19 protein-coding genes are annotated in these 23,019 nt (G+C 49.5%); 13 read left to right on the top strand and 6 right to left on the bottom strand.

Annotated elements, in window-relative coordinates; genetic code table 11:
* Positions 1-91 precede the first annotated feature (91 nt).
* Positions 92-1,966 (bottom strand): methyl-accepting chemotaxis protein, encoded by a 1,875-nt coding sequence (locus tag H9I36_RS00600; RefSeq protein ID WP_187383452.1) that lies wholly within the window; start codon positions 1,964-1,966, stop codon positions 92-94.
* A 208-nt stretch (positions 1,967-2,174) separates the two neighbouring features.
* Here H9I36_RS00600 and rsmI point away from each other — a divergent pair, with 208 nt between their 5' ends.
* The 4 genes from rsmI (at position 2,175) to H9I36_RS00580 (ending at position 5,375) form a co-directional block, all read left to right on the top strand.
* A complete protein-coding gene (gene rsmI, locus H9I36_RS00595; RefSeq protein WP_187383451.1) occupies positions 2,175-2,882 on the top strand; it encodes a 16S rRNA (cytidine(1402)-2'-O)-methyltransferase in 708 nt (235 codons plus the stop codon).
* A gap of 21 nt (positions 2,883-2,903) precedes the next feature.
* The gene (locus H9I36_RS00590) at positions 2,904-3,191 is read left to right on the top strand and encodes a flagellar biosynthesis anti-sigma factor FlgM (protein WP_187383450.1); all 288 of its coding nucleotides are present in this window, start codon (positions 2,904-2,906) and stop codon (positions 3,189-3,191) included.
* A gap of 184 nt (positions 3,192-3,375) precedes the next feature.
* Positions 3,376-4,524 (top strand): iron-containing alcohol dehydrogenase, encoded by a 1,149-nt coding sequence (locus H9I36_RS00585; RefSeq protein WP_187383449.1) that lies wholly within the window; start codon positions 3,376-3,378, stop codon positions 4,522-4,524.
* A gap of 26 nt (positions 4,525-4,550) precedes the next feature.
* Positions 4,551-5,375 carry a TrmH family RNA methyltransferase gene (locus H9I36_RS00580; RefSeq protein WP_187383448.1) on the top strand — a complete coding sequence of 275 codons (825 nt, stop codon included), beginning with the start codon at positions 4,551-4,553 and terminating at the stop codon, positions 5,373-5,375.
* A gap of 71 nt (positions 5,376-5,446) precedes the next feature.
* Here the strand turns inward: H9I36_RS00580 and H9I36_RS00575 are convergent, their stop codons facing one another.
* From H9I36_RS00575 to H9I36_RS00560, 4 genes are all read right to left on the bottom strand, one after another.
* The gene (locus H9I36_RS00575) at positions 5,447-6,943 is read right to left on the bottom strand and encodes an HDOD domain-containing protein (RefSeq protein WP_187383447.1); all 1,497 of its coding nucleotides are present in this window, start codon (positions 6,941-6,943) and stop codon (positions 5,447-5,449) included.
* A gap of 231 nt (positions 6,944-7,174) precedes the next feature.
* Positions 7,175-8,263, bottom strand: a complete 1,089-nt coding sequence (locus H9I36_RS00570) for a DUF7954 domain-containing protein (RefSeq protein WP_187383446.1) — start codon at positions 8,261-8,263, stop codon at positions 7,175-7,177.
* A gap of 127 nt (positions 8,264-8,390) precedes the next feature.
* Positions 8,391-10,238: a proline--tRNA ligase gene (locus tag H9I36_RS00565; RefSeq protein WP_187383445.1), complete on the bottom strand. Its 1,848-nt coding sequence runs from the start codon at positions 10,236-10,238 to the stop codon at positions 8,391-8,393.
* 135 nt (positions 10,239-10,373) lie between these two features.
* Positions 10,374-12,749, bottom strand: coding sequence for an adenylate/guanylate cyclase domain-containing protein (locus tag H9I36_RS00560; RefSeq protein ID WP_187383444.1), 2,376 nt, complete (start codon positions 12,747-12,749; stop codon positions 10,374-10,376).
* Positions 12,750-13,089: 340 nt separating this feature from the next.
* Here H9I36_RS00560 and H9I36_RS00555 point away from each other — a divergent pair, with 340 nt between their 5' ends.
* From H9I36_RS00555 to dusB, 5 genes are all read left to right on the top strand, one after another.
* The gene (locus H9I36_RS00555; protein WP_187383443.1) at positions 13,090-13,587 is read left to right on the top strand and encodes a hypothetical protein; all 498 of its coding nucleotides are present in this window, start codon (positions 13,090-13,092) and stop codon (positions 13,585-13,587) included.
* A gap of 91 nt (positions 13,588-13,678) precedes the next feature.
* Positions 13,679-14,287, top strand: a complete 609-nt coding sequence (locus tag H9I36_RS00550) for a hypothetical protein (RefSeq protein WP_021330401.1) — start codon at positions 13,679-13,681, stop codon at positions 14,285-14,287.
* Complete coding sequence (locus tag H9I36_RS00545; RefSeq protein ID WP_187383442.1) at positions 14,274-14,591, top strand: winged helix-turn-helix domain-containing protein; 318 nt, start codon at positions 14,274-14,276, stop codon at positions 14,589-14,591. Before H9I36_RS00550 ends, H9I36_RS00545 begins: the two co-directional genes overlap by 14 nt.
* Before the next feature lie 558 nt (positions 14,592-15,149).
* Entirely contained in the window at positions 15,150-15,932 is a 783-nt protein-coding gene (locus H9I36_RS00540; RefSeq protein ID WP_187383441.1) for a TatD family hydrolase, read from the top strand.
* Positions 15,932-16,924: a tRNA dihydrouridine synthase DusB gene (gene dusB / locus H9I36_RS00535; protein WP_187383440.1), complete on the top strand. Its 993-nt coding sequence runs from the start codon at positions 15,932-15,934 to the stop codon at positions 16,922-16,924. Before H9I36_RS00540 ends, dusB begins: the two co-directional genes overlap by 1 nt.
* Before the next feature lie 140 nt (positions 16,925-17,064).
* On the opposite strand, the gene H9I36_RS00530 is transcribed toward dusB, so the two are convergent.
* Positions 17,065-17,895, bottom strand: coding sequence for an Rpn family recombination-promoting nuclease/putative transposase (locus H9I36_RS00530; RefSeq protein WP_187383439.1), 831 nt, complete (start codon positions 17,893-17,895; stop codon positions 17,065-17,067).
* A gap of 698 nt (positions 17,896-18,593) precedes the next feature.
* Here H9I36_RS00530 and H9I36_RS00525 point away from each other — a divergent pair.
* From H9I36_RS00525 to pheS, 4 genes are read left to right on the top strand one after another with little or no spacing between them, the layout of a single operon-like run.
* Positions 18,594-20,204, top strand: coding sequence for a DUF5312 family protein (locus H9I36_RS00525; protein WP_187383438.1), 1,611 nt, complete (start codon positions 18,594-18,596; stop codon positions 20,202-20,204).
* Positions 20,201-20,968 (top strand): hypothetical protein, encoded by a 768-nt coding sequence (locus H9I36_RS00520; protein ID WP_255422610.1) that lies wholly within the window; start codon positions 20,201-20,203, stop codon positions 20,966-20,968. Before H9I36_RS00525 ends, H9I36_RS00520 begins: the two co-directional genes overlap by 4 nt.
* A 38-nt stretch (positions 20,969-21,006) precedes the next feature.
* Positions 21,007-21,414 (top strand): hypothetical protein, encoded by a 408-nt coding sequence (locus H9I36_RS00515; protein ID WP_187383437.1) that lies wholly within the window; start codon positions 21,007-21,009, stop codon positions 21,412-21,414.
* Positions 21,415-21,426: 12 nt separating this feature from the next.
* Positions 21,427-22,986, top strand: a complete 1,560-nt coding sequence (pheS, locus tag H9I36_RS00510; RefSeq protein WP_187383436.1) for a phenylalanine--tRNA ligase subunit alpha — start codon at positions 21,427-21,429, stop codon at positions 22,984-22,986.
* Positions 22,987-23,019 lie beyond the last annotated feature (33 nt).

Below are 23,019 nucleotides of genomic sequence, written 5' to 3'. Positions count from 1 at the left end.
GAACAGCCCCTTGCAGATACGCCGAGAGGACAGACTCGATGCACACGGACGAGTTTACAAAATCTCACGGCCGCGCGCACGCGGCGTTCGATCAGCGGTTGACCGTAAAGGTATTTATTTCGTCGGAAAGCTTTTGTACGTTGTCGCGATTCGCCGTCGTTGCGGAATCGACACTCTGCACGGAGTGGATGATCGACTGCGCCCCGCTCGACATTTCGCTCATTGCGCCGTTGATCTCTTCCGTCAAATTGGCAAGGGCGGTCATCTCCGCTGCAATCTGCTTGCCGCCGTTCGTCAGCTCTGCCGACCCCTTTGCGACAAGCTCGATCGTCGATTTGATTTCGGTCATCGCTTCAAGCACTTGAGAGCTGCCGGCCGACTGTTCCTGCATCGCGGACATAACAGTGCGGTTTTGTTCCGTAACGTCGTCGGCAAGCGAGAAAATCGTATCGAATTGATTTTTTACCTGCGTCGTACCGTTCGACACTTGCTGAATCGATTCCTGCAGTTCCTGCAACTGTTCGCTGATCGTTTTACCTTGTTCGTTCGACTGTTCGGCGAGCTTTCGGATTTCGTCCGAAACGACGGAAAAGCCTTTGCCCGCTTCCCCCGCATGTGCCGCTTCGATCGCGGCGTTCATCGCGAGCAGGTTCGTCTGATCGGCGATGCTCTGGATGATATTGCTCGCTTCAAGCAAACCTTCGGATCGCTCGAGGATATCGCGCGCACGATCGACCGCCTGCTCTATTGCAGCCCGCCCGTTATTCGATGCATCACTGAGTTTTTGCGCGGCGGATCCGCTCGCTTTCAGCGTATTCGTCACCGAGCGGATATTTGCAACCATCTGTTCGACCGCAGTCGAAGACGAATCGATGCTCACCTTTTCCCGGTCAATATTTTTGTCGAGATCGTTGATGTATTCGACCATACTTTTGACGGTTGCCTGCGCTTCTTCGACCCCCGCCGCCTGATTGACGATCCTGCTCTTGACCGATTCGATATTTGCGACGATCTGCATAATACTCGAAGACGTTTCGCTCACGCCGTCGGCAAGATTTCCCGCCGAATCGGTGGAAACGGCGACCGTGCTCATAATGGCGCGGAGCAGGCGGCGCATGACGTTGTAAAATTGATTTAAGTCCGCCGTCAGCACGCCGAAATCGTCGCGGCTCGTTACGACAAGACTCTTTTGCGTATAATCGTTTTTGGAAAGATACGATGAAAATTTCGTTATGATCCTGATACGCTTATTCATGCTGTTTACAAAAAGGAAGGAATCCAAAATAGCGATGACGCTCGTTATGATGAGGACGGGCAAAACGCGAGTCAGAAAAAGCGGCATCGTATCCAAATCGGCGTTTCCTTTCGAAAACATCGGCGACAGCACCAAAAATATAACACCTAAAAAACTGAAGCCCGTGATAAACGAATTCCTCGCCATAACCGAAAGCGTTATATATTCCCGCTTTATGGGGAGATTGTGGATGTGCTCTTCCAATATTTCGGAAAACGGAATATACATAAGCAGACCGAACAAAAACGTCGTACCTTCCGCAACCAAAAACCACACGAGCGGTTCGTATTCGATACCGTGTATGCGGCAGCTGATCGTCGAAAATACAAACATAGCCGGTCCGTTCAGGTTTATCGCCAAGATACTGATCGTTTCAAAATTCTTCAATTTGCGGTTCGTCGTCACCACCGACGCTTGGGAGCCGTCGTATTTGCAGATCGCATTTTGATAATAGGTATAAAGACAAAAAGGAATGATAACATTGAAGATGACGACGCCTACAAAGCACATCGGAGCGAGCGCCATTTTCATCATATCCGCCGCGGAAAATGCACGGATAAAAATGAGAAAGGGACCGAAAGTCAAAAGCGGCAAAAAAAACGCCGCTAAAAAAAGCGCTCTCATGATCGGCGTGAATTTTTCGATCAGCCTGATGGAATTCGTATTGCTCATGCAAGACCTCTCAAATCATACGGTTTCATTGGTATATCATTGATACCATTAATGTAATGTAATAGATTATAATATGTAATCGTATTATTTTCAATCTATATTTAACAATTCGGTTGCTTGCTGCACAGTCTGCCTTTTGCGAAATTATACGCCAAACGCCAACCGTCGCCTTGCAAAATTGCGGTTGAAGGTTTATACTGATTTCATCGTGGCCTCGTTATATATCGTAGGAACACCGATCGGCAATCTCGGCGATATTACGTTCCGCGCACTGGAAACATTTAAAACGGCGGATGTCATCGCGTGCGAAGATACGCGGCACACGCTTGAGCTGCTCACGCATTTCGGTATACGCAAGCCGCTCGTATCGTGCAGGGCGCAAAACGAAGAAAAGTCGGCCGAAAAAATCGTCGATCTGCTGAAAAGCGGCAAAAACGTCGCCTACGCGAGCGATGCGGGCACGCCCGGCATCAGCGATCCGGGCGCCCTTTTGGCGGGTATCGTGCGCGATGCGGGTTTTGCCGTCGTACCCGTTCCCGGCCCTTCGGCGCTCACCGCTCTCGTAAGCGTTGCGGGAGCGGGCGGGAAAACCCTCGTTTTCGAAGGGTTTTTATCGCCTTCTCCGGGAAAACGCCGCCGGCGCCTGAAAGAGCTCCTCGCTTCGGGGGACGCCGTTATTTTATACGAATCGCCGTTCAGGCTCCTCAAGTTGCTCGGCGATTTAGCCGATATTGATAGTGAGCGCCGTATCGTGATCGGGCGGGAACTGACAAAACTGCACGAAGAGATCATCGATGGAACGGCGGCAGAGCTGCGCGACGAGTTCGCGTCCCGAGAGTCGATAAAAGGCGAATGTGCGGTTTTCGTTTCGGGTGTAAAAAAAATTAAACTTTCTGATAAATCTGCCGATAATTAATCGGCAGAGGGGCAGGACGGAATGATGATAGACAAAATCGGGGGAGTAAATCCTCTTAACAATGTGCAGAACGCTCACCGGATAAACGAACAGGGAGCACCCAAAGTCGGCAACGATTCGATCAGCGTTTCCGACGAAGCCAAGCGCATGGCGGCTTTGTATTATATGGACAAAGTTTCGGCCGAAACGCCGGATGTTCGCGCCGATCGCGTCGCTGCGGTAAAAGAAAAGATTAAAGATCCGTCTTATCTGAATAATGCCGTAATCGATTCCGCTGCGGATCGCATTATGACGAGCTTCGGACTCTGATCATCCGACGCGTATTGCGATAAAATAATAATCGATGTAAAAAAGGCGGAAATATCGTTCCGTCTTTTTTTGTTTGTACCGGCCGCTCTCACGGAGCGTGCGGTCATATACGTGTGCGTTCTCGCGCGCAGCTGAAAACTTTTCGGAAATTATTATTTTCCGCAAAAGTTTTTACGGGAGTATTATGGCTGATTTTATTTTCCGTATTTCACCGAATATCGTATTGGGGCCGTATACGCTGAGCCGCATAGGACAGTTTGTGCGCGAATACGGTTCGCGTTTTCTCATCGTCATGGATCCGATTTTAAAAGAAGTGAATCTCGCGGACAAACTGCTTGAGCCGCTTTCCGAACGCAAAATCGATTACTTCGTTTTCAATGAATTCGGCGAAAATGCGGACACGAAAACCGTCGAACGAGTACTCGCTCTCGCGCGCGACGGACACATCCACGGCATCATCGCCACAGGCGGTTCTAAAGTGCTCAATGCCGGCTGCGCGGTCGCTTCGCTCTACAACGAAAACCACGACCTCTACGATTATGTCGACGGTGCCGTGCCGACGACGGGCGCGCTGCCCCTCGTGTGCGTGCCGACGACGATCCGTGAACCCTTTATCTACGCATCCGTCACTCCGATCGTCGATTCGCGTTCACGTCAAATAAAACTGCTCAAAACGCAGAACGGGTTGTGCAAGCTTGCGGTCATCGATCCGAATTTAACGCTGACGCTTACCGACAATCAAAATACGGCGATGGCGCTTGAAACGCTGTGCCTCGCCCTCGAAGCCTACCTTTCACAAAAAGCGACGTTTTTCAGCGATATGCTCGTCGAAAAATCGGTCGAACTCATGGGCTACGCGATGGGCGGCTCTCCGACGCTCGAAATCACGACGCCGGAAGAAATACTAAAATCTCAGGCGGGCTGCATGGCATCTCTCGCCGCCGCTTCAAGCGCACCGGGTCTCGGCACGCTCCTTTCCCTGTGCATCAATTCCCGTTTTACCGTTTCGCGTTCGCTCATCGCATCGATTTTGCTTCCGAGCATCATCGAGGACGCCGGCAAATTCAAAATAGAGCGCGTCGAAAAGCTCGCGCACATTTCCCGCATCGTTCCTTCCGACATGCACGGAGAAGAAGCGGCCGTCCGTTTTGCAGAGTACATCCGCGAACTGCTCGCCAAAGCGAATCTTCCGTCGCGCCTGAAAGAATTGTCCATTTCGATCGAACAGCTTGCGCTCGCCGCCGAAGACGCGGGTCAGCTTGAATTCGTAAACACGCTGCCGCGCAGCATGACATCGGACGATTTGTTCGACTTTATCAAACTCGCGTACTGAACGCATCATGCATCTACAGCATCGCTATGATCGAACCGGGAAAACTGTTTCAGCTTGAAGGCGGACAGCGCAGGCGGAAGCTCGCGCTTACGTTCGGAGCACTCGAACGCGACATCGCAGGCATCGCGGAAAAAGGTTCGTCCTACGATTTTCCGTCCATGACAAGAGCGGCATACACGAAGCGTCTTGCGGAAATCGTGCTGCACGATCCCGCCCTCCCCTCTCCTGCGGCGGCGGAACTCCGCTCTCTCATCGATGCCGAAGTCTTCGACGAGAGGCGCGTATGCAACTGCGCGCGCAATCATCTCCTTGCGATCATCGGAACTTTTCCTGCCGAATGGGATTTGGTCATAGCACCGCACGCTTTCCCGTTCGATAAAAACGGCACCGTGAGGCGGCGCGATTTTTACCCCGGCATGTGCGTGTATGCGGAAGACATACGCTCGCCCTTCAATCTCGGATCGATTTTCAGAAGCGCGGAAGCTTTCGGTGTCGATAAAGTATACCTGTCGCCGTTTTGCGCCGATCCCCGTCAAACGCGAGCGCTGCGAAGCGGCATGGGCTGTATCGAAGCGCTCGGCTGGGAACGAAGATCGCTCGACGACTTGCCGCACGGACTGCCGATCTTCGCCCTCGAAACGGGCGGCACGCCGATTTCCGAATTCTCCTTTCCGCCGCAAGGCATCTGCCTCATCGGCTCGGAAGAACTCGGCCTCAGTCCCCAAGCACTTGATCACGCCGAATACGGGCGCGTATCGATCCCGATGAAAGGACTCAAAGCGTCGCTCAATGTCGGCGTCGCCTTCGGCGTCCTCCTCGCCTCATGGACGCAATCCGTCAAAAAAGGCTGAACGGACGGAGCATCGCCGTAAACACGGCGCTATCAGTCGATATTTTCGAAACCCGACTTTCGATCTATTAATTAATTTGTCCGGTCGCGCTTAAATGCGATGTACAATCTGTCGGCGATGGATTTCAGCTGCGCTTCCGACGTGATTTTGAAAAGCGAGAGCACTGCGGGATCCATTTGATAAAAATCGATATCGCCTTTTTGATAGTGCACGGTCGCATCCGCAAGGTATACGAGAGACACGAGCTTTCTGATATTCTCGGGCGCTTCTTCCGGTTCGTGGTGATAGCGGATGACGTTCGAAATCGTTTCCGGGAAATTCCATTTTTCCGCAACGCGCGCGCCGATCTCCCCGTGATTGACACCCGATATCAATTTTTCGAACGTTTCTTTTGAAATACCTTTGTTGCTGCAGACCGTCATAACGCGCTCGAGCAAATCGGGATGCGCCGTTTCAAAGATAATCTTTCCCATATCGTGGAGAAGTCCGCAGATGTACGCATCATCGATGACGGCGCGTTCGTTCGCACAGAAATTGCGCGCCATATTGTACGAATAGAATGCGACTTGGTATGCGTGCGCCCACAACTCTTTTTTGCTGCCCGGAACCCTTTCAAACGTTTTAATTGAGCCGATACTGTACAAAAGGTTTCTGATACCGCGTATGCCGACGAGCTTTACCGCGTCCGCGATATTCGAACAGGGATTTGCAAGAGCGAAAGCTGCAGAATTGACGAGCTTTAATAATTCTCCCGTAAGCGTCGCATCGTTGCTTATCTGCATCGCTATGTCCGACATCTTCGAGTCGGGATCGTTTAAAAGTCTGTTGAGCCGCACGATATTGTCGGGGAATTGCGGCAAATCGTTGATCGTTTTAATAAATTCCAGCGCGACGATCGACAATTCCTTTTTCGTCTTTTCGCTCACCGGCAATATGATGCGCGTGATCGTTTCGCCGTTTTCCGAAACCGTTTGAAAATTCTCTTCCGTCAACCCGATCTTTTCGAGCATCAAAATCATGATGATGAGCCCGAGTCCCGCACCTTCGGAGTCGTCGAGTATCTGTGAAAGCGCTTCCTCCATAGAAGCGTACTGCTGAGCGCGCGCAAGTTTATCGTGAATGCGTTTGTATTCGAAAACGGTGAGCGGACAATTGTTGTGTACTTCGATTTTGATTTTATTCGCACGAACTTGCAGAAAAAGCTTTACATAAAGGCGTGCTTCTTTTTGCAGCTGCAGATAATGTTCGATATTGCCGAGCGTATCCGCTTTAAACGTCGTCATACCGGCTTTATAATCGCCTGCATCCATGATATTGAGTTTTTTTTCCGCGAAATACACGCGCTTTGTGTTCGCCTTTTTCGCATTCGTCATAAGCTCGCTTAGGCAATAACTCAAATACTGAATCATCTGCTGCTGATCCAACTCGGTCAAAAATGCACTGAGTATATCGCCCATATAGGTTTCCATCTCGCGCGGCAGCGTGTATGTCGTAATGGAAAGCGGTATACCCGAATGTATCGCCATCTTGATTTTTTCAAGATCGACTGCCATTTTTTGTGATGCCATGATATCTCCGAATTACCGACAGAAAATCGGTTTAAAATGAATTAATAAATTATAGCACATATTTTAAAAAAGTAAAATACATACGCGCATACATGTATGGACAAACGCACGGAAAACGCTATTCCCTAAAAAGGAAGGAGTAACGCAAAATCGCCTCCACAGCGACAGCCCCGCCGTACATTGCGTTTCCGCGGCTGCAATCCGTGCGCTCAAAGGGTTAGGAAATGCTTTTCAAAAATCTGACTGTACCTGGTAAGAATCGGCGATACGGTCGAAATACGATCTGCCCGCAGCGTACGCGCTTTCGAACACGCTGAGCGTAAAAAACGCGTACGAACCGTCATTTCTCTTTGTCAATCTTCTGACGATTCGCGTCGCCCGTTTTTTTTCGGTATCGTAAAAGACTGCACCGAGCGTATAAGTTCCCGCAACGCCCTTCACCGACGCGTAACGCCAATCCGCATAAGACGTACCGTTTCCTTCGAGCAGGCGCCGGATCATGAGAGCTTCCGCACGATGCGAAGTTTCCGCGGGCTTCGGAAGAGAGGCCATGGAAATGACCGCATCGTTTCCGAGCATCCACATATTGTCCATCTTTTGCACCCAATCTTCGTCGGCGTCAAGTTTTTGTCCGTCAAACGAAAGCGTCGTTTTTTTTGCCGCGGTTTTTTTTCGCTGTGTGGGCTTTTTTTTGTCCGCGTAGGATTCGGGAAAACCCGTAAAATTCGAAAAGGCTCCGTCGCTCGAAGACGCAAGCTTTCCGACGCTTACGACGTCGAAGAGCATCGACATATCGCTTTCCTTTGCGATGCGCGCGACGTTGAAGAGCGGAATGAGGTAATCGTATTCGACGACGACTTTGCCGCCGAACTGCATGATGTCGTCGGGCACGATCCGCTCGTTTTCACGGACGATGCTGCCGGCTTTGGTACGGTGCGCATTCAGCGTGTACATCATGTCTTCAAGATAATTGACGATTTCTCCGTCGCGCGGAGAGCCGGACGCGACCTGCTTTTCGCCGGTGATTTCCATGTGATCGGATGCGGGATCGAGCGTTATAAAAATCGTTACGGAAAGCGGCGCGTCTTTATCCGTTTTCGGCGCATAATAGCGCGCGGCGTACGTCGCTTCATCGTAGCACAGAAAGCCGACGTAAGACTTCCGCGTAAAGGTCTTATCTTCGTAATACACGTATTCGCCCGATGCATCTTCGACGTACGGCGTAAATCCCGGAAGCGCACTCGCCGCCCTCATGCACAAAAAAAACGCCGCACAGGCGATCGCCTTATAATAATTATTGATTTTTTTTATCGGTTGCATAACGGTCATTCCCTCCCTTTTGCGCACCGCGAATTTACATCGCGCCGTTTTCTACCCGTTTTATACCGCTTCGAATTGCACGTCGCGCCGTTCCGCCCTTGTACACATTGCGGATTTTACATCACGCTTACGCATTGAGAGCCGCGAGCGCATCCCGCACGATCTTTTCCGCATGCTTTGCCGCGTCGCCGACCGGAACAAGGGACGCTTCGCTTGCGGAGCGCTCTTTTATCTCCACGTTCGGAAGATTTTTTTCACCGACGACGATTCGCACCGGAATGCCGATCAAATCCATATCGGCGAATTTGACGCCCGGCCGCTCGTTTCTGTCGTCGAGCAGCACTTCGATGCCCGCCTTCGTAAGCGCATCGTAAATGTCGTCGGACACTTCTTTCATGCGCCCTTCGTATTTTATCGGCACGATCGCGACCTGGTAAGGCGCGGTACTCATCGTCCAAACGATACCCTTATCGTCGTGGTGCTCTTCGATGATCGACGCAAGCGTACGATCGACGCCGATGCCGTAGCAGCCCATGAGCGGCATACACGCTTTACCGTTTACGTCGAGATACGAAACGTTCATCGACTTCGTGTATTTTGTACCGAGTTTGAAGATGTGACCGAGCTCGTTGCCTTTTTTCGTATAGAGCGCTTTGCCGCAGACGGCGCACGCATCGCCTTCTTTTACGGTGCGAACGTCGACCGTCATAAAAGGTGTAAAGTCACGCAGCGGTTCGACGTGCATATTGTCGACGTCTTTTTCGCCGCCGCCTGTTACCGTATCGTGGACGCGAACGTCGTACGAGCCGTCGTCCTTTTTTACCATAACGCTTTCGTCCGCAACGAGCGGCACTTTCGTCAATCCGACAGGTCCGACAAATCCGTGCGGCGCACCGGAATACTTTATAACGTCTTCTTCTTCCGCGAGTTCCGCACCGCTCGCTTTAAGGGCAGCAGCGAGTTTCGTTTCGTTCACATCGAGGTCGCCGCGGATTGCAACTGCAAAAAAACTTTCCGGATAATATTCGTTTCCGCCCTCATCCTTTTCACGCTTAAATGCGGCACCTCCGCGCGCATCCGTCAAATCGAGGGAGGAATTATACGCTTTGTAGATGAGCACTTTGATAAACTGCGAAGCGCTCATTTTAAAGAACGTTTCCATCTTGGCAATGGTTTCGACGCCGGGGCACGAAACTTTTTCGATCGGTTTTTCGGCCGCAACCTGCACCTTACCTGCGGTGTCGAGGGCGGTATCGGCTTTGCACGAAGCTTTTTCGACGTTTGCCGCATAACCGCATGAAGGACAGAGCACGAGCGTATTGTCGCCGACGGAGCTTTCGACCATGAACTCTTCCGAGACGTCTCCGCCTATAGCGCCGGCGTCGGCTCGTACGCGAATCACGTTGATACCCATACGCTTAAAAATACGGCGGTATGCGCGCGAACATGTTTCGTAGCTTTCATCGAGCGAACGTTCGTCCGCATCGAACGAATACGCATCCATCATGATGAATTCGCGGCCGCGCATGACGCCGTAGCGCGGTCTGATTTCGTCGCGGTACTTCGTATTGATTTGATAGATAAAAATCGGCAGCTGTTTGTACGACGTAAGACCGTCGCGCACGAGAGCCGTAAACGCTTCTTCCGCAGTAGGACTCACGATCATATCCTGTCCGCCCCGCGTTTTTGCGCGCAGCATTTCCGGCCCCATCGTCTGCCAGCGCCCGCTTTCTTTCCACAAATCGCCAGGTTGAATGACCGGCGGTTTTATTTCAAGCATGCCGGCGGCATCGAGTTCTTCGCGGATGATCGCTTCCGCTTTTCGAAGCGCACGCAAACCGAGGGGCATATACGCGTATAATCCGTTTGCCAATTTTCTGATAAGACCCGCGCGCATCATAAGCTTGTGGCTTTCGATGACGGCATCGGCGGGAGAATCGCGCAGCGTTGAAATAATCGTTTGAGAAGCTTTCATAGCGTTCTATTGTAACGTAAAGAGCGATGCGATTGCAAGCAAAACACAAGCAAAAACGCAAGCTCTTGTAAAAGACAATGTCTGCAGCCGTTAAAACGCGATCGTCCCGAAAATCCGATCGCCGTCGCGCGACTGCTATTTTCCCGTCATTACAAAAACGCCCTTCCATTCCTTGCTCGGCGGCGATAACCGATAGCGGGCAATCCTTTTCAAAAATACTTTTGACGGCGCATCGTTGTATTTTTCCGCGTTTTCGGAAAAGTATTTTTCTGCAGAATCCCATTCCATTTTTCGGTAATACGACAAACCGGTTTCAAATTTCCGTTTTAAATCGAGAATTTTATCGGTCACAGCTTCTTTCGCCTGCAGCACTTCATAGATACGCACGGGTTTCGTTTTTCCTTTTACCGTTATGTAGTCGAGTTCGCGGCACACGAAATCTTTTCCGAGCTTTTCATACACCGCCCTTGAAATAATCGATTTCGAGCCGTATTCCTTATTCGCGCTTTCAAGGCGCGCCGCAAGGTTTACGGTATCGCCGATCGACGTAAAATCTTTGCGCGTTTCCGAACCGACGGAACCGAATACGACGGAACCCGAATTGATCCCGATACCGACGGCGATAGCATCCGCCCCCTTTTCGAGCGCGAGCTGTTTTTCGCGGTACATCGCTTTGCGAATTTCCATTGCGGCTTTGCACGCGTTGATTTCCTTTTTCGCTCCGGAAAAAAACGCCATTATTTCATCGCCGACATATTTATCGACATCGCCTCCGTTATCGAAAATAATTTTCGTTTCGATATCGAGGTAATGATTTAAAAGCCGTATAACTTCTTTCGGCTGTACCTTTTCACAAAGGCTCGTAAAACCGCGGATATCCGTAAACAAAAAACACAACTCGCGCGTCGTGCTCAAACGGCCCGCTTTTTTTTCCGCGTTCTGCACCGTGTGAAACGACACATAGGGAAGCATACCGCGCACAAGCGATACGATATTGTTTATTTCGACGGAGAGATTTTTTATTTCGTCGTTGGTATTGACGGTTTCTTCAAAAATCAATTTACCCGATTCGATCTTTGCATTTCCGGCAAGCATATCGCTGAGACTGTTCGCCGTTCGTCTGATATTGCCGCAAAGGAAGAGAACGGGATTTACTATAAAGTCAGCGAGGAACAGCGTGATGATTATGGAAGCATAGAAAAAAATCACCGAGATCGAAAGGATAAAAACTTTTGCCTGAAAATACGGTCGGTTTAAAATTTCTTTCAAATACGTAACGACCGAAAATCCCACGAGCTTTTGGCCGTCTTTTCTCGAAAATGTTACGGGATATACATAGATGCACGTGTCTTTTCCCTCTTTGTAAATGGGCTTGCTTCTCGTGTTTATGTCTTGGAAGTGGACTATGTACTGAATGGCTTCCGACGGTAAAATCCTTTTTTCTTCCTGATGGATTTTATGGATCTCCCCTGCAGCCGTCGTATACGAAAAAACGTCGAATTCCGGCAACTCGGTAGCATAATCGATCGCTTCGAGAAAAACATTCGATTTGGCGCTCGTCGTAATGATATCCGCTCTTTGACAGGGAAAAGGCGAAGACGCATTGGTTTTGTTGATGCCTTCGAGAAAAGCGCTTATCTTCGTATGGAGTCCGTCGGAAAAATCGTAAATCGCGGCAACCTGCTCCGCAAGATTTTTACCCGTATTGTCGGCGGTCTGCGAAACAAGCGCTTTATAATTTTTCAAATCGGTGTAGATAAACGTCGAAAGAATGATAAGGATCGTCAAAAGAATAACGACGGTTATCTTGATTTTTATGTGCGTTTTGATTTTAACAGTCCGCACGCTATGTACCCATTCGCTCAAAGCGGTTTTTACGGCGGTAAAATTTTCATCTGCATCGGCTTCGGTCTTTTTCCGTTTTTTCAATTTTTCCGCCGCCTTTTTCCGAATGACGGCTTCTTTTTTTTCTTCTTCTTTTAATAATTTTTTATATTCGACATAAGATTCGTTTTGCGCTTTTATGGAAACGATCCCGACGGCGATGAGACACGCATGGAAGATCAAAGCCGAAAAAAACGCCGCATACGCGAGGGGACTCAGCGAAGAAAACCAGCGGGCGGTATTCGCAAATAAAATGATTCCGCAAACGGACGCCGCCAAGTAAAACGTCAGCGAAACAAGCAAACACAGATATATGATGAGCTCGGTTATTTCTTTTCGGAAAAATGACAGCGCGATGACTATAAACGTTATCGGCAAAAGAAAAAACGAAAGGCAGCAAATATAAAAAAAATTAAAACCTTTCGTTACCGCACCCGAAAACAATACGGTAAACGGAAACAGCAGGCGGGAAGTTTGTTCCGGATTGAACAAATCCATGCCGGTCATACTGAAAGGGAACAGCATAAGTTCGAGCAACACGACGAGGTACAACGCCCTCAACGTTACGGGAGAAGCTGCAATTTTTCTCCCGTTCATTTTGATTTTTTCAAATACGTTTTTCATCATAGTTATTTATGGTTATATAATATGCTTCATTGTATAAAATATCAACATAAAGAATAAAGTCAGCTGCTTTTTCCGACCCAAAGTAATTGTAGTACGTCATTACAAATACGTCAATCAATATCTTTTTCCGAAATGACCGACACGCGAGAATACCTGCAAGGAATTGTATGCACCGACCGACAATCGACGTCTTCGAAATTCGACATAAAAAATTATAAAGCACTTTACAAAATAAAGTAAATAAGTTATACTGTTCCGGAAATCGAAACCGAGTATAAAAGACTGCAGCTTTTTATCCGGCTTCGACGGCAAGATTTTCAGACACACAAGGAAGTATTTTATGAAAAAGATTTTATGCGGTATATGCCTTCTATGTGCGGCATGCGCGTGCACGTTTGCAAAAGAAGGAAGGGAAAAATCGGAAACCGGCATGGGATTCGATTTCGCACTGGCCGGTCTCAAAAGCGATTTCGCTCTATCGACCGCCGTCACGTCTCCGTGGTTTTTCGACAACTCGTTCGCGTTCCGACTAAATGCGGAATACTATTTCCCCGACAGCGAGTACACATACGGATACCCTGTCGTCGATTTTTCGATAATGGGCGGACATCTGATGCAAACGGCAAATATCCGCTTGTACGGCGGCGGCGGGCCCATGGCACGTTTTCCCCTCGACGAAGAGTATACGGTTGCCATAACGGGGCAAGGATTTTTCGGCTTTGAATTCTTTATGACCCAAAAGCCGGTCAACTTCAGCTTTTTTACCGAAATCGGAGGCGGCGGATTCGGCTTTCACGCAAAAGCCGGTATGCGCTACACGCTCCCGATGTGCCGATAAAACACACAATCGAATATAAAAGCGCCGATGTGCACTCGACTTTAATCGGCGTTTTCTATATTCTGAGGATGTTGCAAAAAGGTACTGCAGTATGAACGACGAAGAGATAGAAGAACAGCTGTCTTTAATCGGTGCATTGGCGGAAGACGCCGAAGCGGGTTTCGAATCGATGCTCGTGCCGTTTTCGGTATACGGCATTGCCATTCCCGTCGGAACGGGTGCAACGTACGGTTGTCTGTTTTTCGGTTCGGCAAAATACGTGTGGCTCATTTGGCTCTTCGTCATCGGATTTTGCCAGCTTTTTTTACCGCTGTATTTCCGCCGGCAACGGCAGGAAAAAATACAAAGGGCAAGTGACCGCATCTTTGCCGCTCTATGGGGCAGTATCGGTTTTGTCATCGTATTGAATTTTGTACTGTCGTTTTTCGGTAAGCTCGATTTTTCCGCCGTTTTTTTCATCATCGGCATATTGATAGCGGTCGGATGTGTTACGAGCGGAACGCTGATACAAAGGCGCGCAAGGATTATCATGTACGCGGAAGGCGTCCTCTGGCTCTTGTCCGCACTGCCCTGCCTCTTTGTAGGGCCACACACAGCTCCGCTCATCATAAGCGCGGCAACTTTCGTTTTGCTTGCAATCCCCGCCCTCGCCGCTCTCATCATCATGCGAAAAAAGAAGTCGTCCGATGACCGCTGCTGATCGGCAAGTCGATTTTTTCGATCACCGCCTGCTCGACGAGCAGCTGTCTTCCCGCCTGCGCCTTGCGGTTATGTCCGTTCTCCTCGGCTGCCAAAAAATCGAATTTACCGTGCTGCGCGATACGGTACATGCGACCGACGGCAATCTGACCGTTCACTGCAAAAAATTGGAAAACGCCGGTTATCTGACGGTCGAAAAACGGTTCGTAAATCGAAAGCCCGTGACACTGTACAGCGCAACCCCGCTCGGACGAAGAGCGGTAAAAAAATATGCCCAGCAGCTCGCATCGCTCTTGGAAAAGTGAAGTGCAGATATACACAGAAAGGAAAATGCGCCGTATCCGGGTCAAATGCACGCTCAACACGTTCGTAAAAATAGTTTGACTTCACACAAAAGCTGTGGTATCTTTATAGAAACAATAACATCGGTATATTTCCGATTCGCTGCATATACTTTCGAAAACATACGTTCTTCGAAAGTTTTTATTTATGGGAGAAATGATAAAAAGCGCCGTCTGAAATATCGCCGTCGCTGGAGTCTAAAGCCGAAAAACGCCAAAGCGTTTTTCTTTTATGGGAGACACTCGCGATTTCTGTGCATTGCTCGAAATCGCAGCGTTCTTATCTCGAGTTTGCGCGGATGTTTGCGGAAGATATATACACATATCATTTTCATGAAAATCAAATGAATACGATACAGTGTGTTTTCGCAAACTCGATTATTGAACGTATGCGCCGCTGGAAACGTCGGAGCAAAGCTCCTCGTTGCGAGGCGCGCGCATGACTAAAAACTTTTTCGGAAGTTGCACCTTGCTTGAAGCTTCGCTGCAAGTACCTGCAAAAGTTTTTATAGGAGAAATGCCATGCAATTTTTTGATACTCACGCCCACATCGGGCTGATCTATGATGACCCTATTGAGCAGCTCCGCGTCATTCAGCAGGCAAAACAGGCCGGCGTTGCCCGAATTATATCCATCAATAACAGTCTTCTCGATTTTAAGCGCGTGTACAATACGCTGAAAGCGGTAAACGGCATCTACCATGCGGTCGGAGTTGCTCCGTCCGAAGTGACGAATCCGGGCAAAGACTACGCAAATACGATCGAAGAAAATCTCAAATTGCCGAATGTCGTCGCCGTCGGCGAAACGGGGCTCGATTACTACAAGCAGTTCGGCGACAAGAGGTCGCAAATCGAATTGTTTATCACGCAGCTCGAAATCGCACAAAAGCACAACCTGCCGGTCATCATCCATAACCGCGACGCGGGCAAAGACATATTCGACGTGCTTGCCGAACGCATTCCGCAGGCAGGGGCGATCTTTCACTGCTATTCGGAAGACGCCGATTACGCAAAGCGTTGCCTCGATGCGGGCATGAACGTGTGGTTTTCGTTCGCGGGAAATTTAACATACCGCAATGCGCGAAATCTGCACGAAACGGCGCTCAACGTACCCGTCGACAGAATTCTCATCGAAACGGAAAGTCCTTTTATGATCCCGGCGGAATTCCGCGAAAAAAAGCGCACGATGCCGGCATATATCACGTCGACGGCGCATTTCCTTTCCGACCTGCTTGAAACGGATATCGAACAGCTTGCCGATCAACTTTGGAAAAACAGCTGCAAAGCGTTTAACCTTCCCGAATAATGCCGTATCATCCCGTTGCGATCGGTTCTCTGACGCTCGGCGGAAACATATTCCTCGCACCTGTCGCGGGATACAGCGACCGTTCGTTCCGTTCGATCTGCGTCGACTGCGGCGCTTCGTTCACGTATACCGAAATGGTATCCGCCGAAGCGCTCGTCCGCGATAACGATAAAACCGAACGCCTTTTGCGAAAGGCGGAAAACGAAACGGCGTATGCTGTACAAATCTTCGGCGGCAATCCGGACGTCATCGCAAAGGCGGCCGCACTCGTCGCCGAAAAAACCGATTGCGCATGCATCGACATAAACTGCGGCTGCCCCGTTCCGAAAATCGTAAAGACCGGAGCCGGAGCCGTACTCACGAAAAATCCCGAAAAATTATACGCCGTCGTACAAGCGGCCGTCCGTGCACTCGAACATGCAAAAAGGCGCATCCCCGTCACCGTAAAGATCCGCTCAGGCTGGGACGATAAAACGATCACGTGGAAAGAAGCGGCGGACGCGGCTCTTTCGGCAGGCGTCGCCGCGATTACGATGCACCCGCGGACGAGGGCGCAGGGCTACGAAGGCAAAGCCGATTGGAATGCGCTCAACGAACTCGTTTCATTCGTGTCCGGCCGCGTTCCCGTCTTCGGTTCGGGAGACCTCTTTTCGCCGGAAGACGCACGGGCGATGCTCGAAACGACCGGCTGCGATGCGGTCATGTTTGCGCGCGGTGCGATGGGAAATCCGTTTATCTTTACAAAGACAAAGGCGTTCCTCACGACCGGAAGCTATGAAGACGTCGGCATCGAAGCGCGCATCGATGCGGGCTTCCGCGAACTTAAACTCCTCATCGAAGATGCAGGAGAAGCGTGTGCATGCAAAGAAATGCGAAAGCGTTTTTGCGCGTATACGAAAGGTATCCCCGGCGGCGCGGAACTCAGAGCGAAACTCGTTCACGCGTCGAGCGAAGCCGACTACCGCGCGATAGTTTCGGGACTGCGAGGATAAGGCGACCGGGAGTACAGCCGATTTTTTACGGACGGATTAAAGCCGTAAGCAAAACGAAACAAAACCGTCGGCAAACCCCACGGAAATCAATTTTTGCCTAAAAAATCTGAATGTCGAGCTTTTTGAAAAGCAAATAATTATTACAGTTTTTTGATTTCCGCTTCCGAGAGACCGGTCATATGGTGGATCTCAGTAAGCGGATACTTGCGTTCGGCCATCAGCTTTGCCGTTTCCCGCTTTGCCTGATAAGCTCCCGCGGCAATACCGTCGCGGCGGCCTTTGCGTATTCCCCGCTCAAAACCGATCTTTTCACCTGCCATGCGTAAGTCATCTTCCCGTATATTTAACGACATATACCAGCTCCTGAACTTTTCGTTCCGTTTCGCTTTTTCGACAAGCTCATCGATGTGCTGTGTAAAACCGCTCGTCGCCCGCCTCTCGCAAAGATACTCCAACAAAGCGCTCAATTCAGGTTCATCTTCTTTACCGTAGGCACCCACATTATAAAATACTTTATACGATTTGTCATCAAGAAAAATACTGCCGTCCTCACTGCACACGCTGCGGAATGTATAAACAGGTAAGTCCACTCCGAAGGGATCCTGCGTACAGATAAAAATGACGTAGCTCTCTTTCAGTTCGGCGTAGCTTTGTCCGCGTAAGAGGTTATCGACATCCATAAGGCTTTGGTAATAACGTGTGCGTTTGGGAAGAGAGGGCGGAATCGACGTTTGTATTTCTATGTCGAAGATGCGTTCGGGATCTGAGACATAGACGTCGAGACGTATACCCTTGCTTTCGTAAAAGGGTGCTATCTTTTTTTGCAGCGAGGGATATTCGATTTTACCGACTTTGATCTGCAAAAGACGCTCGATGACGCCTTTGCAGATCATTCTATTTTTCATGACCGTGCCGAACATAAAGTCATCGGTAAAGGAAAGTTCTTCGACGGGTTTATGGGTATATTCCATAGCTGCACCTTCGGTTATTGAGATAGTGCGGCAAGGAAGCCGCTGACCTATATGGTTCAATTTCGAGTTTTCTAAAACTCGAAATTTTCCAACTGTTTCGTTCACCAACTGAACGGCGAGTTTCGAAAGTGAATAAAATGATGCGGAGGCGAGGTTCCGGCTGCGTGCCGTTTCGAGCGTTAGGCTTGCGGAAGCCTACCCTAAAAGCTCGACCGCGGCTAAGCGGACGGGTTCTCGCCGAAAGCATAGCTTTATTTAGAAATACTTTCGAAACTCGACTTTCGACCTATATATCGTTTACAAAGTGATAAATTACGCGCTTTTTTGTAAAAATAAATGGATGTACCGCAAAAGCCGACTGCGATTCCTTATGAGGACACAAAGCGCGGCGTTTACGGTGCGCTTTGTGATAGACGCACATAAATCCTGCGCGGGAATTTTCATTTCATGCAATACGCGGCACGGAGGCCGTGTCGTATCTTGGCAAAACGGCTGCGTATTTTTACGAAGTAAAAATACGGTAGTGAGCGGTTCACGGATGCACCGCGAACGACCACTGCTCGCAATCTTATAGGAAGTCGTGAGTCGAAAAACGGCCAAGCCGTTTTTCTTTTATCGGAGACGCTCGGCGATTGCTCCGCACTGCTCGCAATTGCCGAGCTCTTGCAAAAACGGTAAAATGAATTACAATAGTATACATGAGTTTGTTCCGCGCGATCGTCGTTTTTTTCGAATCGATATTCAACAAAGCTTCTCCCGAAGTGCAGCAGCGGCTGCAGAAAAAAAAGCTCGAAAGCGAAATCCTTTCCGCACAACCCGCTCTGTACCGGAACGGGCGCATTTTGCCGAACTTTGCGGAAGCCGTACGCATCCTGTACGTGAACACGCACCCGCTCAACGAATTGTTTGCCGGAACGATCGGCGGTTCCGACATCCCGAAGCAGCGGCGCTTTGAAGCTCAGCTCGTGCTGACGGGATTTACGCCGGAAGATCAGGAAGCGATAAAATCACTTTCGTACGCCAACCGAAAAAAAGCGGCGGCTGCAGCGGGCAACGAGCAGGATCGGGAATTCGAACGCCAGCGGCACACGCTTGAGAAAATAATAAAAGCGCTCAACGGCGATTCATTTAAAAACATCGACAGAGAATTGATCTCGCTGCATCAGCTTGTCGATTTGTGCCGCTTCAATTTCGCCGCAATCATCCATCCCTTCGATGCGAATTTTACAACGGTTGATCTGTCGTACAAGCCGGTCTATCAGGATGTGCCGCTCGAACGGCTCGGAAACGCGGTCGAAGATCTTTATTTTCAAATCGAAGGATTGCAGATTACGAATGCCGTCGTTCAGGCCGTCATTGCGCTCGCACAGTTGAAAAATAACGGCGCGCTTTCCGCATCTCGAACGGAAGCGTATAAGGAAAACGTAAAAAAAATTGCATACATCGTAACACACGTACTCACGCCTCAGCACTTACAAGCGCTGATCCGCATACACAAAGAAAATGCGGAATACAAACCCGCCGCAGTCGAATACCGAGAATCGGCGCGAAAGAATTTTGCAGAGCGATTTCAACAGCAGTATCTCGCAGATGAACAGCGGATCAAAACGGAACTCAAAGACGAACTGCTTTCGAGCGAACTTTCAAAACTCTTCGGCGATTCTCCCCTTGCGACGCTTATCGGCTACGATACGAGCACGAATGCAAAGCTCCAAGCGAATACGTCGTTCGCCTTTGCATGGATTACACCGATGCAGATACTCAAAACCTTTTTGCAGCAATATCTTACCGAACCGATACAAGCGCTTTTGAACAATATCATCATCGAAGGTTTTTTTAATAATCAAACATACAAATCCGAATTTTCAAGCAATGTGTATGCATCCTGCGAATGCGAAGGCAGGATCAAAGCGTTCGAAAATCTTTTTTCGCGCGGCAAAATGTTCGACACTGCCGTTCTCGAAGGTTATATCGTGGACAGCCACAAAGACAGCGATTTTTATACGAAGCTTGAAACGATGGTCTCCACCGCCAATACAAATGCGCAAAAACTGCTGCAGGAAGAAATATATCATCTGCAAAATGTATACATCCAAATAAACGAATTGCTCGCCGATGCGAAAAAAGCGAACAGCGAAATCATTTCGAATCTTAAAGTATTGATAATGTCGTCGCGCAACAGAGACAACGTCGACCTGCTCGAACGTCAGCTTCCGAACTGGGCGATTTTCTTTGAGATTATGAAAAATTATACGATAATAAATGTAAAGGCAAACGAGACCGGAAGGCAAATTAAGATCGACAGATGAAAAAAATATTAATAATAATGCACGACATGATCCCCTCCTATAAGCATGCGCTTGTATTCGCGGAGCGTTTCGTATTGACGGTTTTTTTTCTCTTCGCCGCGTGCATATGTCCGCATGCAAAAGCGGGAGCCGTGTTTTCGCAAACGCCCGACGTTATCGAACATATCCGCATACCGCTGTGGGCGGAGCTCGACGCATATCCGGGACTCGCCGAAGCGCAGGATACTTCCGCAGGCATATTCGATTATTCAAGTGCGCGGCTGAAAACGCTCGCACCGTTTATCATCGGAGGGATGGTACACGGCTGGAATTTCAGCTATACGCCGTCCGACAAATTGCGCAGCGTCGAAGAGTACATCGATTTTTCTCCGATACGGGAATTGGGTGAAGCGGAGCAAAACATCACGTACGCAAAGCCGTGGATTGAAAACGGCAAAGTATACTGCTGGGCGGAATTTACGCGGACTGCCTCGATGATCGGAAATTATTATCTTTGGGCGTCGATCACAAACGATACGGTACACGGTATAGGCTACGGAAAAATTTCCGACGGCTTCGACGGCATAAGGGACGCCGTGCGCGACGCGATCAAAGACGCAGTGCGCGCCTACTTTCGGACAAAAATCAAAAATAAACCGAAAGAGATACGCGGCAGAGTTCTTCTCAGACGGGAACCGCTCATCGGCATCGATGCCGGGCGCTATAAAGTCCAGCTTGATTTTTTTCTTGAAACTGATAAAATACTACCGTATACTCAATTTTGACAATCGAAACACGAAGGGCACTATGGAGGTACCGCGTTATGAAAAAAATTTTGCTCGCATGCTGCATGCTCTTTGCAGGAGCGATGATGTTTGCGCAGAAATCGGGGTCGTTTACGCCCGAAACATCCGCCGACAACAGAGGCTACGACGAAAAGACGACGCGCATCATCATACCGGAAAATCAGCACACGACCGACGACACGGCCGAAGTTCGCATCGAATATACGCCGCGCTATGACGAAGTGCGCATCTACTACACGTGCATGTACGTCACCTACGACAAAGCGCAGGCGATGAACACCGTACTCGCGTGCCTCGAAGATTTTATGAAAGCTAATCAATATTATCACTATAAATATCTCACGCGCGACAAAGAAAAATATTTTAAAAACGAACGCGGCTACAGCTGCGCACAGTATATGTCGTACGTAAAATTCACTCGGTAAATCAGGCACGAAATGGACGTTTCAAATATTATTAAAAATCTGCATCCCCTCGAAACGAAAGTGCTTTTGCGCTATTCGCAAAAAGACGATTTAACGTCCGAAAAACTGCAAAAAGATTTGGACTATAAAGAAGGTCACGCGAACCAGGCGTTTTCGTGGCTTTCCGGCAAAGAGCTTGTCAAAGAAGCCGGCAGAACGCCGCACACGTATTACGAAATCACCGAGCTCGGCCGTTCCATCGTAAAAGTCGGCAGCACGATCGAAGAGCGCTTTATAAATTTTATAAAAGAACACGGCGCCCAAGTACTTCCGAAGATCGCCGCGGCGCTGAACATCGAAAGCAAAGATATCGGAAGCGCATTCGGTCAGCTTGCAAAAGACGGCGTTTTGAAAATGAACGACGAAAAGCAGGTCGTCATAACCGATAAGCCCCTTCCGAAACGCATTTCGATCGTCAAAGAATTATTAAAAAAAGCCGCAGCTGCCGAAAACGGACAGCTCGACAGAGAATCTCTTTCCGCCGAAGAAAAGGATGTCATCGCGAGCCTCGCAAAAAAGCGAGGCGCTGCGGACAGCCCGTTCAAAATCATCGAACGCGAAACGGTTACGTATAAACTCACCGACGCATACGAAAAAGTCGTCGAAGCGCTCAAAAAAGCCGGCATCACCGGAAACGAAATCGGAGAAGTGACGCCGCAGCTGCTCTCTTCGGGCGACTGGAAACGCGGAACTTTCCGCGCGTACAACATCGCGATTCCGCCCGCGCGCATCATCCCCGGCAGAACGAATCCCTACGTGCAGTTTCTCGAATCGGTAAAAGACAAACTTTCGTCGCTCGGTTTTCAGGAGTTCGACGGCCCGCTCGTCGAAACCGAATTCTGGAACGGAGACGCGCTCTTTATGCCGCAGTTTCACGCGGCGCGCGACATCCACGACGTGTACCGCATCAAAAATCCGACGCACGCAAAATCGATCGAAGAGCCCTACCTGTCGAACGTCAAGCGTATCCACGAAAACGGAGGAGATTCGGGAAGCCGCGGATGGAACTACCGCTTCGACACGGAGTTTACGCGGCGCCTCATTTTGCGAAGTCAGGGTACCGTCCTCTCCGCGCACCGGCTCCACAAAGCCGAAGTGCCCGGAAAATATTTCGGCATCGTGCGCTGCTTCCGCTACGATAAAGTCGACGCGACACACTTGAGCGATTTTTATCAAACCGAAGGCATCGTACTCGGAAACGACGTCAACTTAAAAACGCTGCTGGGCTTTTTAAAAATGTTCGCGACGGAAATCGCAGGTGCAACCGACGTCAAATACGTGCCCGGTTATTTTCCGTTTACCGAACCGTCGATCGAAGTGCACATAAAACATCCGGTGCTCGGCTGGTTCGAACTCGGCGGCTCGGGCATATTCCGCCCCGAAGTGACGAAAGCGATGGGTGTCGACGTACCCGTTTTGGCATGGGGCATCGGTATAGACCGTATGGCGCTTATGGCGCTCGGACTCAACGATTTGCGCGAACTTTTCAGCGACGACATCGAACAGGTGCGCCTCCGAAAAGCGAAGTTTTAACAATTAATAAATCATCGTTCGAGTTCTATAATT

The sequence above is a fragment of the Treponema sp. Marseille-Q4130 genome (assembly GCF_014334325.1).
Lineage (GTDB): Bacteria > Spirochaetota > Spirochaetia > Treponematales > Treponemataceae > Treponema_D.
This window is presented reverse-complemented; position numbering and strand designations above follow the sequence as displayed.